Source organism: Variovorax pasteuri (assembly GCF_051216435.1).
Lineage (GTDB): Bacteria > Pseudomonadota > Gammaproteobacteria > Burkholderiales > Burkholderiaceae_C > Variovorax.
This window is the reverse complement of the sequence record NZ_JBPJZS010000016.1, coordinates 78,290-91,675: the sequence shown is the minus strand read 5'-3', so window position 1 is coordinate 91,675 and position 13,386 is coordinate 78,290. Positions and strand designations below refer to the sequence as shown.

Sequence of the window (13,386 nt, the reverse complement as noted above, 5' to 3'; positions counted from 1 at the left end):
AAACCGTCGCGAGCGCCCCGAGCTTGCGCCGAGGACCGGAGCCGTACGCTGTACGGTGAGGACCGCAGGTGCGAGATCGGGGCGCGCAGCAGGTTTATTCATACCTTGTCAACGCACCAGCGCATCGATCCAGCGCGCCACCAGCACCTGCTCCTGGTCGAAGTAGTGCGTGTGCGCGCCGCTGCCCAGGCACACGTCGTGTTCGGCCGCGGTCATCAGGGTCACCGGCGGCGAGGGCTTGTACAGCGGCGGATCGGCCCACAGCCACCGGCCCACGTAGTCGCCCGTGGCATAGGCGTTGACCCAGCGCTGCACGCCGACGTCGCTCGCCTCGGCCGTCAGCACCCATTCGTACAGGCGCGGAAAACGCGCCGCATAGAGCTGGCGCAGCGGGCATCCCGCGGTGAGCAGGTCGACCCGGCCCTCCAGCTTCGACCACAGCTTCACCACACGGTCCTCGGGGCAGGACTGCGCGAGCCAGCGCGCGCGGTGCTGCAGGTAGCGCAGCAACTCCGCCGAGATCACCGTGCCCTGGCTGTGCGCCACGATCACCACGCGGTCGTAGCCCTGCGCCGCGATGCTCTCCAGCAGCGCGACGTAGCGCGAGAAGATGCGCGCGCGCGGAATGGCGTGGCGCGGAAACTCGCGGAAGTGGTTGTCGACGTCCAGCGCCACGTCCAGCGGAAGGCGCAGCCACGGCACATAGCGCGACAGCACCCCGCCGAAGGCCGACAGCGCAGCGGCCGCGGTGGCGGCGGTGAGCACCAGCGGCTTGAGCACGAACTCCGACACCTCCCCGATGCGGCCGGTGAGGGTGTCCACGCTGCGCACGACAGCGCCGATCCAGCTGTCGGCCGGCACATCGAGCCGCGCCAGCGCCAGCAGCAGGCCCACGCCGCAGGCCACGAGCACGCTGGCGAAGGTCAGCCCGGTCACGAAGCCGTCGAGCCGCCGGTAACCGCCGGTGAGCCAGCGGCCCAGTGTGAACGAGGTGCCCACGGTCTTCCTGACTTCCGCGAGCACGCTGGGCGCCAGCACCACCACGAGATACAGCGCCAGCACCAGCGTCAGCCCGGCCGCCAGCGCGAAGGTCTCGGTGCTGCGCAGGTAGCGCAGGTGCAGAAAGGTCGCGCCGTCCAGAAAGCAGAGCTGCCCGCTCGTGAAGATCAGCGGCTCGTAGTCGGTGCGGGCCGCGCCGAACTCCACGAAGGTGGTCACCAGCGCCCAGATGGCCATTGCCAGCGTCACGAACGAGGCAATCGACACCAGCAAGCCGAGCCGCCCGGTGGCCACGCTGGCCCGCTCGGCCGGGCCGTCGCGCGCCGCGAGCTGGCCGAACACCGCCCATGCGATGAGCAGGCCGCCCGCCAGCAGCCACCAGCACACGATGCCCAGCAGCAGGTACTCGACCGTGCGCAGGCCGGCCTGCACCCAGGCGTGCAGGTCGGCCGCGCCGTTCGCGGCGAAGGACGCCATGGCCACATGCACCAGCAGCGTCGCCGCCATCGCGGCCAGAAACACGAGGCCCGCCGCGCGCATCGCGGGAAAGCGGCTGTCGGCCACGCGCAGGCCGTAGTTGAAAAGCACGCCCAGCAGCGCCAGCCAGGTCAGCCCGATGAGCCAGTGCGTCCACGGCGCCGGCACGAGGCACAGCAGCACCGCGGCCCCCACCGCCAGCACCAGCGCCCCGCCACGCTTCACCGGCCGCACCCCATGCAGGTAGCAATACCACCACGCCGCCAGCGCCGGCAGCAGCAGCGCCAGCACGATGTGCAGCGCACCCGCGTGCGGCGCGGCCAGGCCCAGCCCGGCGATCACCAGGCCGGCCAGCAGCAACTGCAGGAACAGGTTGGCCAGCACGCCGGAAAACGCCCAGTCCAGCGCCATCTGCAGCTTGGCGAGCCAGTCCCACGCAAAGGCACCGGGCGTCTTGTGCCGTGCGGCGTAGAGCCCCGCGCGGTCGACCGCGTCGCGCCCCAGCTGCGACAGGCGGAACACCATGGTGAAGAGTTCGGTGACGATGCGCGGCAGCACGCCCGACAGGCGCGACAGGTCGGCCCAGTACATCTCGTGCACGTCCACATGCTGCGCCGTGCCGGTGGCCGCTTCCTGCCGGACCATGCGGATGCGCGTGGCCTCGTAGGCTTCCTTGCCGGCGCCTTGCCACTTGAACAGCAGGTAGTCGCTGAAAGCGATGCCGGCGTCCGCGGCCATGAGGCGCGCGGGGGCGGACTGCGGCTTGTCGGGCTTGGCTGCGGCGGTGGCCGCCATGGCCGGCGCGGTTCCCGCATCTGCGGCGGGCGCCGTCACCGTCGCCGTCGTCGGGCCGGTGCTCCAGTTCTCGCGCAGGAAGTCCGAGCGCACCGACTGGCGCAGGGCCTTGCCGAGCGACGACGCCTGCGGCTTCTTCGCGGCGGCATCGCCGGACGCAGGGTCCCGCGGCGCCATGCGCTTGCGCGCCGCGCCTTCGCCGTGGGAGCCGCTTTCCACCATCGACAGCAGCGGCGGCACGGCCACGATGTAGCTGTCGCAATCACCACGGCTGTAGCGCGCCCGCGGGCCGCCTGCATTGACCATGAGCGATGCGATCGCGCGCGCCGTGTCGCCGGCCTTCTGGTCCGCCACGCCGTGGATGGCGATGACGGCGACGCGCTCGGCGCGCTTGGCGACGACGGCCACGCGCTCAGCGCGCTCGGCGATGACAGCCACGCGCTCGGCGCGTGGCGTGCCGGGCGGTGGCGATTCAAGCGGTGCGCTCATGGCGTGCTCCTGCGGGGAGACGCATTGTTCTGCCGCGGCGCGAGACAGCGCCATCCCGCAAACGCAGGAGGCGGCCTACCGCCTACGGCCTAGCGGCGACCGGCGGCCGCTGGATGCGGCGCCCCGCGCCTACTTGAACTCGTGCGCGACCACGGGCGCCGACTTGCTGTCCTGCACCGTCACGCGCTGGCGGAACACCTCGAGGTCGCCGTTGCGCACCTCGATGTTGTAGATGCCCGGGCGCAGCGGCAGCGACTTGAGCGGCGGGCTCACGCCCCGGTCCGCGCCGTCGACGAACACCTGGCCCCACGGGCGGATGTTGAAGTTCACACGGCCCATGCCCGGCGGTGCGGCAGGCGCAGTACCCGCCACGGGGGTCACAGGCAACGCCCCGGCATCGGCGGTCACGGTGGGCGGCGACACGCGGTTGATCTCGGCGATCGCGTTGCGGGCCTCGCGCGCATGCAGGCCGCGGCGGTAGCGCCGCAGGTAGGCCTCGTAGCCTTCGCGCGTGTTCTCGGCCTGGGCCAGGTTCCAGTCCTCGGTCTCGGCCGTGGCAAGCGCGGCTTCGGGGGGGATGGTCGTCGGCGGCGGGTTGACCGGCACGTTGTCCAGCGGGGTCAGCGGGCCGGTGGACGCCGCGGGGGCGCTGGCGGGCGCGGCGGGAGGCGTTGCGCCGGCCACCGCGCCGCCACCGGCCACGGGCACGCCGTCGGTCGCGGTTGGCGTGGCGGCCGTGCCCGCAGGCATGGCGGCCGGCGGCGACGCGGTGTTCGACATCGGCGCGCCCGGCGGCGGCACCGGCACCATCGCGGTCGAGGTGTCCTGCTTGGTCGTGGTCAGGCGCAGGCCGATCCAGCTGCCGACCGCCACCAGCGCCACCACCAGGCCGCCGACCAGCAGCCACGACTTGCCCGACGATTTGCCAGACGACTTGCCCGACGACTTCTTCTTCGGTGCCGGTGACGCCGGTCGCGAAGCGGCTGCTGCAGCCTTTACGGGGTTCGCGGCCTTGACCATCACGGGCTCGGCCGCCGCGACCGGCGGCGTCGCGAAGCTGGGCGCGCCGGTCGGCTCCAGCGGCACCGGTGCCGACGCAGGCGCGAACTGGTGCGGCGCCAGCTCCGGCGGCGGCGGCGCGGCCGGCACGGGCGCGGCGGCAATGATCACCGTCGGCGCGGCCATGCCGTTCACGTAGATGTCGCCGAGCTTCAGCAGCCCCAGCTCGGCGGCGAACGCCGCCACGGTCTGCGTGCGGTCCTTGCTGTGCACGGCCAGCGTGTGGTCGACCGCTGCGCAGAAGGCCGGGCTCAGGTCGGCACGGCCCATCGACGACAGCGGCACGTAGGCGTCCTGCACGCTGCGCACCACGGCCGAAGGCGGCGGGTTGCCGGTGACCGCGCGGTACAGCACGGCACCCAGCGCATACAGGTCGGTCCACGGGCCTTGCAGCAGCGTGTTGTCGTCGGCGTACTGCTCGATGGGCGAGTAGCCCGACTTCACCATCACGGCCACCTCGTCGACCATGTCGGCAATCGACTTGCGTGCGGCGCCGAAGTCGAGCAGCACCGGCAGGTCGTCATGCTGGATGAAGATGTTGTCGGGCGCGATGTCGCGGTGGAAGCACTGGCTGCGGTGCAGCGTCTCGAGCGCGCCCAGCAGCGGCCCGAGCATGCCCAGCAGCCAGGTCTCGGTGACCTTGCCCGGGTCTTCCTCGGCCAGGCGGCGCAGCGTGCGGCCCTTGTAGAGCTGGATCGCCATGTAGGCGGTGGAGTTCGACTCCCAGAAGCGATGCACGCGCACCAGCGCCGGGTGGCTGAACTGCGCGAGCGTACGCGCCTCGTTGATGAAGCTGCGCAGGCCGGCCTCGAAGGTGGCGGTGAGCCGCTCGGAGCGCACGTGCACGCTGTTGTCGCCCACGCGGCGCGCGAGCATCGAGGGCATGTACTCCTTGATGGCCACCTCGCGCAGCAGCGAGTGGTCGTAGGCCCGGTAGACGATGCCGAAGCCGCCTTCGCCGATCACCTCGAGCAGTTCGAACTCGTCGAGCCGATGGCCCACGCCCAGCGGGTGCGGGCGTTCCTGCGGGTCGGCCGGCGGACTGCCCAGGCCTGTGCCTGCGCCTGTGCCGTTCGTGGTCGTCATGCGTTTCCTCCTCCTGCGGGGCCGTGGCTCTTGTGGCTCGTTCGACGCGTCATGCCCATGGCACATGCCCCTGCGAAAACAATTTCGAAAACAGCGGTGTGTTGAGTCCCCCGCCATGGGCGGCGGTGCGCAACGGCGACCCGTCGGCCTGGTTGGTCCACCAGTAGCTGGTGCTGCCGAAGGGGTCGAAACACAGTGGAAGCTCGGGCCAGCCCAGGCGCTGCTGGGCACTCTCGCCACCGGCTGTAGGCCCGAGGATCGACAGGATGTCGTCCGAGCCGCCGCTGGCGGTGTGAAAGCCGGCGCGGCCCGCGGCGAGCACCTGCGCGTCGAACTGGTCGGGTGCCACGCCGTGGCGAATGGCCTGCAGCAGCGCGGTGCCGCACTGCCAGTACCAGGCGGCCGAGCCCTCGAGCACGGACGGCCGGTAGTTGTGCGCGGCCACCTGCAGCGTGACGCACACGGGGTAGTAACGGCCCACGCGGTCGCAGCTGGGGGCGAGGCAGCCGAACTGCACGGCGTCCACCCCTTGCGTGGCGGGGATCGCAAAGTTCCACACGGGTGCCACGGCGTAGTGGCGCGTCATGGCGTCGGGCCAGCGCTTGAAGCTGCCCAGGCCGTTCTGCATCCAGCGGTCCCACCAGGCCTGCAACTCGCGCGGCATGCGGCGGTAGAGAAAGTCACCGGCGCCCGGGAGCTTGCCGTACCAGCCGATCTGCTCGTCGACGGGGACCCAGGCCTGCGGGGGCATGGCGCTGTTCATGCTCATGACTTCCCCGGGCACGAGAAGCTGTTCATCTGCGGCAGACGCAGCGGGTTGTAGACGCTGTTGGCCGTTACCGCCAGCACCACCTTCTTGCCCTGCAGGTCGAAGGTCGCATTGAAAGACTCGGGCGACTTGCCCGCCGAGATCGAGGCCTTGTCAAACAGGCGGTGCAGGGCCCACGGACCTTCCGTCACGATGCCGCCCGCCGGCGTGCCGTTGGCGGTGGTCACCTGCAGGCGCACCTGGTTGCTGTTGCGCGGGCCCGGCCACTTCACGGTGGACGGTGCCTGCGGGCCGTGCGCGTAGCGCACCGTCTGGCCGTCGATGTCGAGCGTGAACTGCGTGAGCGCGGCGTCCATGTCCTCGGGCCGGATGTCCAGCGTGAACGACGGGGTGCGCCCGCCCGCCATGCCCGAGAAAAACACGTCGCGAATGGCCTGCGCCTTCTGGAACGAATCGAGGTAGCCCGAGCGCCCCGACGCGCTGCCGTCCACGCCGCGCTTGAAGGCCCACGGGTTGACCGAGGTGTCGACCTGCGTGACGAGGTTCTTCTGGAAGAAGTCGTCCATCATCCCGCCCGGCGCGAACAGCTGCGCGAAGTCGCCCGAGGCCACGTCGCGGTTCGAGCCGCGCGTGAACGGGTAGCGCCCCGCGATCGCCTGGTTGCAGAACGAGCCGATGCTTGCCGCCGCGCTCTGCCCGATGTTCTGCCGCGTCACCGCCGCCGCCTTCGACGACGCCGTGGCCGACAGGTCGTTCAGCATGCCCTGGAACGGCACCGGCAGGCGTCCTGCTTCGGCCTGCACCTTGGTCACCGCATCGCTCGACGGCGGAATGTTGCCGCTGCGCAATGCGCTGTCGGTGGCGGTGAGGAAGGTGTAGAGCTCGTTGATGAGCGCGGCCGTCGCGTCGATGGGCGCCTGGCCGCCCTGCTTGGGCGCCGTGACCATGCGGCGCAGCGGCTCGAAGTGGTTGTCCACCAGCGACTCGGGGCGGTCGAGCTGCGTGTTGCGGCGCTGGCTGCCGTCGGGCTGGCCGATGAGCTGTTCGATGCGCTCGCGCGTGGTCTGCACCCGGTTCTGCGCCTGGTCGAGCAGGCTGCGCGCGGCCTCGTCGTGGTTGCGCAGCAGGTCGGTCTCGCGCGCGGCGCCGCGGATGATGCGCGACATCGGCGACTCCGACGTCGACAGCACGCGCGTCATCTGGATGCTCTGCAGCAGCGAGCGGCTGTCGGCCAGGCGAATGTCCACCAGGTACTCGTCCCACACCTTGATGTAGTCGGTCAGGTAGAGGCGGCGCACCTCGCGCAGCAGCAGCTCGCGCGAGGTGATGTCGGCGATGCCCGGCGCGCGGATCTGCAGCACCCACCGGTCTTCCTGCTCCAGCGACAGCGTGGTCTCGGCCATGCGCTTGTCGAAGATGTCCCAGTAGCCGCGGTAGGTGAACAGCGTGGAGATGCCGTCGGTCAGCGGCTTGCCGCTGGCCCGGCGGATGACCAGCGCCGACTCGGCCCCGCCCGCCTCCGCGATGGTGAAGGCATTGGGCGGACTGGTCTGCAGCAGGATGCGGCGCAGCCGCGCGTACGAGCGCTGCGCCAGCGGCATGCCGGCCAGGCGCTCGCGCGTCTGCGTGACGAGCCGCTCGTCCTTGGCGAAGGGCGAGGTCAGCACGCGTCCCGTGAACAGCGCCTTCAGATGCGCCTCGAGGTGGGTGCGCTGCTCCCGCGTGAGCGAGGCGCCGATCTTGCGGTCCACGTCGCTCAGCAGCCAGGCCTGCAGGAAGTCGGCGTCGTAGCGCTCGGCGTCGAACAGCATCAGGTAGGCCTTGAGCGCCTCGTAGCTGTACTCCGTGTCGTTCTTCGCCGCATCGCGCAGCGACTGTTCGACCCGTTGGGCGGCCTGCGGCAGCAGCACGGTTTCGAGCGCGCGCTGGTACACGCCGTCGGTCGCGGCCTGCAGCTTCTCGCCCTGGTAGAGGCCGAAGCGGTAGGACACGGGCGGCTCGTCGATGTCGAAGCGGGTCGACTTCGGCAGGTCGCGCAGCTTGTCCAGGATGAGCAGCGAGCTCGCGATGTCGCCGCTGGAGTCGACCACCGTCGGCAGCTCGCCGCGCGCGGCCGCCTTGTTGAAGGCCTTGGCGTTGCCGTCGACCTCGGCCACGTAGTCCTTGTTGTTGCGCCAGCTGTTCACGCAGGCGCCCAGCAGCAGCACCAGCAGCACGCCGATCACGCTGTAGCCCGCGATGTCGATGGCCCGCTTGCGCCGGTACCAGCGCAGGTTGGTGCCCGCCACGCCCGCATCGCGGAAGATCACCTGCTGCAGCAGCTCCTTCAGAAAGTAGCTCTTGCCCGGGCCCGGCGGCGGTGCCGGCGGCGCGTTGACCTGCAGGTAGCGCTTGATGGCGCCCATCACGCGGTCGAAGGCCGTGCCCTCCTGCGTGCCGCTGGTGAAGTACACGCCGCGCAGCATCGAGGCGGCCTCGAACTTCGACGGGTTGAACACATCGGCCAGGAAGGTGCCCAGGATGTCCTCGAAGCTCGCGAACTGCTGCGGCAGCAGGTAGGCCTGCGCGCGGCGCATCGGGTCGGACTCGGCCGCGAGCAGCTCGGGCAGGCGCTCGTCCAGGCGCTGGTGCAGCAGCTTGTACTCCTGGTGGAAGCGCTCGCGCAGGTCGCCGGCCACCGGGGCGGCACCCTTGGCCGTCTTCTTTGCCGCAGTGCCCGCGATCGGAAAGGTGAAGCCCCACACCTGCTGGCGCTCGGCACGGCCCAGCGATCCGAAGTACTCGTTGAAGCCGGCCAGCAGGTCGGTCTTGGTGACCAGCACGTACACCGGAAAGTCGATGCCCAGGTCCTGGCGCAGCTCCAGCAGCCGCTTGCGCAGCGCCATGGCGTGGCGCGCACGCTGCGCGTCGTCGGCCAGGGGAAGGTCGGCGATGCTGATGGTGAGGATGGCGCCGTTGATCGGCTGGCGCGGACGGAACTTCTTCAGCAGCTCGATGAAGCCCTTCCACTCGCCCTCGTCGGTCTCGCGGTTGCTCTCGTGCGTGGTGTAGCGGCCCGCCGTGTCGATCAGCACTGCCTCGTTGGTGAACCACCAGTCGCAGTTGCGCGTGCCGCCAATGCCGCGCACCGCGGCCTTGCCGAGCTGGTCGGCCAGCGGAAAGTCGAGGTCGGAGTTGACCAGCGCCGTGGTCTTGCCCGAGCCCGGCGCACCGATGAAGATGTACCAGGGCAGCTGGTACAGGTACTGCCGGTCGAACAGCGAGAAGCGGCCGGCGCCCTTGCCGTCGGCGCCCTCGCCGAAGCGCATGTTCTTCAGGATGGCCGTGGCGTCGGTGAAGCCGCTCTGCAGTTCCTTGATTTCGGGCGCGTCTTCGGGCTTGGCCTCTTTTTCCTTCTTGGAGGGCGTGCGCAGCTGGTTGAGCAGCTGTGCGTTGAGCCGGCGCTCGCGCCACTTGCGGTAGATGACCCGTGCGATCCAGACCGCGAACATCAGCACGATGACCGCGATGCGCACGATCTCGTCTTCGAACGGGCGGTAGCGGCCCACGGCGATGACCGGACCGATGACCCAGATCAGGAACGCGACCGCGACAAGGCCCAGGAAGACCCACAGGTCGCGGCTGATGAGAAAACGGAAGAGGGCGCGCAGCATCAGCGGGCACCTCCTGCTTGCGGTGCCTGCGATGCAGGCAACGAAGGCTGCCCCTGCGCATTCGAGGTTCCCGCCACCGGCGCCACCAGCAGCGTGACTTCGACGCGCCGGTTGCGCGCGCGGTTCGCGGCCGAGTCGTTGGGCACCAGCGGCTCGGCATCGCCGCGGCCTTCGGCGCGCAGGCGTTCGGGCCGTGCGATGCGCTGCGAAATCATTTTCTTCACCGCGTCGGCGCGGGCCTGCGAAAGTTGCCAGTTGGAAGGGAAGCGCACGCTGCGTATCGGCTGGTCGTCGCTGAAGCCGCTGACCAGCACATTGCCTTCCACCGAATTCAGCGCATCGGCCACGCGCGCGAGCACCGGCGCGTAGCGGTCGAGCACGCGGTCGGAGCCCGAGGCGAACAGGCCGTCGCCGCGCAGCACCACCACGCTGCGGTCGGCCTCGTCGCGCACGGTCAGCAGGCCGTCGCGGATCTCGGCCTCCAGGAAGCGCTGCAGGCGCGGTTGCGGCGCGGGCATGACCACGGCGCGCGCGGTCTGCGGCAGCCGCACCGCGTTGACGGCCGCGAAGGCGCCGTCTGACGTACCGGCCAGGTTGAAGGTGAGCAGCGCAAAGGCCAGCACCAGCAGCACCGCCGCCACCGCGCCCACCGCCCACACCGGCAGCCAGTTGCGCGCGCGGCGCACCGGTGCGCTGGCGTCCTGCCAGTGCGGCGACAGCGGCACCGCAATCTCGCCGCGCGTCTGGCGAATGATCTGCAGCAGCCGCTGCTTGAGGGTTTCAAGCTGCGAGCGGCCGTTGTCGATGACGCGAAAGCGCCCCTCGAAGCCCATGGCCAGGCAGAAGTAGATGAGCTCGATCAGGTGCAGGTGCTGCTGCGGGTTCTGCACCAGGCGCGACAGCAGCTGGAAGAACTTCTCGCCGCCCCAGGTCTCGTTGTGGAACATCACCAGCAGGCTCTGGGACGACCAGATGCTGCCGCCCCACGGCGTGAGTGCGGCGGCCTCGTCGACGGCCGTGCACAGGCAGTAGCGCGCGCCGATGATCACCTCGGGCGCGATGCCGGCCTGCTGCGCGCGCGTCTCGAAGCGGCGCACCTCGTCGACCAGGTGCTCGCGCAGCTGCGCGGGCGCGGGGTGGTGGCCGGTGGCGCGGATCTGCGGGATCAGGTCGAGCAGCGGATTGGCCGCGGCCACCAGCGGGTTGTTGCCGGCAATGGCCGTGTCGCCCGCATGCGGGCGACGTGTGTCGTGCCATGCGGTGAAGGACTCGGGCTGCGCACCGAGGCCGCGCGGGGCGGAGCCATCCCCCATGCCGCTGCCCATCCCGTTGCCCATGCCGTTCCCGGTGGCGCCGCCGCCCGGATTCGGCGGCACGAAGCCGCCCTGGCCGACGGCCATGTCGTTGTTCATAGGGTCCCTCACGGACGGATCGCCCAGAACTCCATGGCCAGACCCGGAAAGTCACCGGCCAGGTGCATCGCGACGCCGCCCGACTTCTCGAGTTGGCGCCACATGTCGCCGCTCTTGTCGAGCTCGAAGTAGTGGTAGCCCGCGTTGTACGGAATCTGCCGCGGCGCCACCGGCAGCGGCCGCACCACCACGCCGGGCAGCTGCAGCTGCACGAGGTCGCGGATGCGCTCCACCGAACCGATCTTCACCTGCGTGGGAAAGCGCTGCTGGATGGCCTCGGCCGGCAGGTCGGCATGCACCGCGAGCACGAAACCCGCGTTGCGCACCAGCACCGGGTCGGGCATGCGGCCCACGCGCACGCCGTGGCTGCGCTCCTCGAGCTCGATGGAGATGGCGCTCTGTTCGAGCACGGCCGACAGCGAACGGCGCAGCTCTTCCATCAGCGGACGAATGCTTTCGTTGAGGTTGTCGTGGTCGTACACCGGCCACACCACCGGCCGGCGCGTGGGCGAGGTGTGCGTGGCCAGGTGGCAGGCCAGCTTGAGCCAGTCGATGAACAGGTGCTCGGGATGAACCTGCACCGCCTGCTGTGCGTGCCAGGTGGTCGCCAGATAGCGATTGACCAGCTCCAGCAGCAGGAAGTCGGACACCTCGCTCACGCCGCCGCGGCCCGGCTGCGACAGCCGCGAGGCCAGCGCCTCGGAGCGCTGCGTGAGCAGGCCGTGCAGCTCCGCGATCATGCTGCGCAGCATGGCGTGCGCCGACGCGTCGAGCACGGGCGGAATGTAGTTGGCGTCGACCACCAGCTTGTGGTCGGTGCGCCGCTCGATCACGCGCACCGCGCCGATGGCCTGCCACTCGGCGGTGAGCGACGAGGCACGCGCCAGGCGCAGGCGCGGCGACGCGAGCTGCAGCGTGGCAGGGCCCAGGGCCACGGCGTTGCCGTCGTTCACCTCGCGCTCGATCACGCCGTAGCGCGCGGCCGAGCCTTCTTCTTCCGTGAAGATGACCTCTTCGCTGCCCGGCCTGCGCAGCGGCAGCGCGAGCACGATGAGTTCGTCGGTGAGGTCGGTGGGTACTTCGTAGGGAAGCGGTGCGTCTTCGGCGCCGAACGCGAACGGCGTGCCGTCGGGCAGCACGCCTGCACCGCTCTGCAGCGATACGCGGCCGAGCGCGTAGGCATCGCGGTCGATCTCCAGATGCAGCCAGCCCCAGGAGGCGCCTTGCAGGCCGGCGGTGCGGCGGGTCACGTACTGCTCGACATAGCGTTCCAGTTGCTGGAAGTGCTGCGGCCGGAGGTACATGCCCTCGGACCACACCACGCGATTCGCCAATGCCTGCGGTTGGGCGCCATTTCTTCCGGCGCCCGGATTGCGGACTGTCACCAAAGAACCTCCTGGAATTGCTCAACGGAAGCGGGAGGTGCGTTGATGAACGACCTCCCGATCGATCTGCTTTTTTATGCGTCTGATGCTACACGGCGTGTCTTGAATACGGCATGGCTTTTCATTCGTCGACGACACGCACTTTCGTACTAGCAAGACAGCAAGACGCCGAGAAAACTAACGACTTGGTATCAGCTCGATGCCGGTCTTGCGAATGGCCACCTGCACCGCCTGGTCGCTCGGCGAGAACTGCCACACCTTGTAGAGATTGGTTTGCTTTGGCTCTTTCAGCGGCAGCACGATGCGCCAGCGAGAGGCTTCCAGCTTGCGATAGCCCGCGATGATGCCGATGGCGCGCGAGTCGAGTCCGGCTTCGCGCTTGAACACGCGCTCTTCGCCGCTGCGCATGATGGCCTGGTCGGCGTTCACGAGCTCCGTCATGAGCGTCTCGCGGTCGCGGTCCTGCAGTGCAAAGTAGTCTGCCGTCTCGAAGTTACCGGAAGATTTCAGTTCGAAGACCTTCACGAGGATGGGCGCCGCCTGCCCGCGTCCGTCGGGGTTCACGCCCTCGTCGATCTTGATGGTCACCGCGTAGGGCGTGGGCATCGACTTGGCCGTCGATGCGCATCCACTGACCAGGCCTGCAAACAAAGGTGTCGTTGCAAGTGCGCCTTGTAGCAAGGTTCTTCGATGCATTGAGTTCTCCCCGATATGGTTGCGACCTATATTATCGAAAGCATGCGCATTTACGATGGCGCATCGCGTGCCTGTCGCAACTCAGCGGCACACTATCTCGAACATTGCATTCAGCAGGTAGGAGAAAAGATTGAAGTCATGTCTGCCAGCTCTGGCGTTCACTCTTTTGATGGTCGGAGGTTGCACCACCCCGCCGCCCGCACCCGATCCCGCACCGCAACCCGAACGACTCAGCCAGCAGGTAGCGCGCACCACGCTGGAGCGCGCGCAACAGGCCTATGACGAAGGCGACTACGCCAAGGCCGTGAGCACGCTCAAGAGCGGCGGCGTGTCGGTGTTCGACGGTGCCGACGCCAACACGCGGCTCGAGGCCATGAAGCTCGAGGCCTTCAGCTACTGCGTGGCCAACCAGATCCCCGAGTGCCGCGCGCAGTTCCGCAAGCTCCTCGACGCGTTCCCCACCTTCGACCTCAGCGTGGCGGAGCGCAAGCATCCGGTGTGGGGCCCGGCCTTCGAGGCAGCGAAACGAATGAAGCGTTGATGATGGACATCGCCAATGGCGCGCC

8 protein-coding genes are annotated in these 13,386 nt (G+C 69.4%); 1 reads left to right on the top strand and 7 read right to left on the bottom strand.

The annotated features are described in order from the left end of the window. Positions 1 to 108 precede the first annotated feature (108 nt). The 7 genes from ACSFBM_RS33010 to tssJ form a co-directional block, all read right to left on the bottom strand. Positions 109 to 2,760, bottom strand: a complete 2,652-nt coding sequence (locus ACSFBM_RS33010; RefSeq protein WP_435488154.1) for a hypothetical protein — start codon at positions 2,758 to 2,760, stop codon at positions 109 to 111. A 129-nt stretch (positions 2,761 to 2,889) separates the two neighbouring features. Next, entirely contained in the window at positions 2,890 to 4,905 is a 2,016-nt protein-coding gene (locus tag ACSFBM_RS33005) for a serine/threonine-protein kinase (RefSeq protein ID WP_435488153.1), read from the bottom strand. Between the two features lie 49 nt (positions 4,906 to 4,954). After that, positions 4,955 to 5,668: a type VI secretion system-associated protein TagF gene (tagF, locus tag ACSFBM_RS33000; protein WP_435488176.1), complete on the bottom strand. Its 714-nt coding sequence runs from the start codon at positions 5,666 to 5,668 to the stop codon at positions 4,955 to 4,957. Between the two features lie 2 nt (positions 5,669 to 5,670). After that, the gene (tssM, locus tag ACSFBM_RS32995) at positions 5,671 to 9,327 is read right to left on the bottom strand and encodes a type VI secretion system membrane subunit TssM (RefSeq protein WP_435488152.1); all 3,657 of its coding nucleotides are present in this window, start codon (positions 9,325 to 9,327) and stop codon (positions 5,671 to 5,673) included. Further along, the gene (locus tag ACSFBM_RS32990; protein ID WP_435488151.1) at positions 9,327 to 10,739 is read right to left on the bottom strand and encodes a DotU family type VI secretion system protein; all 1,413 of its coding nucleotides are present in this window, start codon (positions 10,737 to 10,739) and stop codon (positions 9,327 to 9,329) included. Before ACSFBM_RS32990 ends, tssM begins: the two co-directional genes overlap by 1 nt. A gap of 8 nt (positions 10,740 to 10,747) precedes the next feature. Then, positions 10,748 to 12,127, bottom strand: coding sequence for a type VI secretion system baseplate subunit TssK (gene tssK, locus ACSFBM_RS32985; protein WP_435488150.1), 1,380 nt, complete (start codon positions 12,125 to 12,127; stop codon positions 10,748 to 10,750). A gap of 174 nt (positions 12,128 to 12,301) precedes the next feature. After that, positions 12,302 to 12,820: a type VI secretion system lipoprotein TssJ gene (tssJ, locus tag ACSFBM_RS32980; RefSeq protein ID WP_435488149.1), complete on the bottom strand. Its 519-nt coding sequence runs from the start codon at positions 12,818 to 12,820 to the stop codon at positions 12,302 to 12,304. A 130-nt stretch (positions 12,821 to 12,950) separates the two neighbouring features. On the opposite strand from tssJ, the gene ACSFBM_RS32975 reads away from it, so the two are divergent. Next, on the top strand, positions 12,951 to 13,361 hold the full coding sequence (locus tag ACSFBM_RS32975; RefSeq protein WP_435441495.1) for a TssQ family T6SS-associated lipoprotein: 411 nt from the start codon (positions 12,951 to 12,953) through the stop codon (positions 13,359 to 13,361). The last annotated feature ends 25 nt before the right edge of the window (positions 13,362 to 13,386 follow it).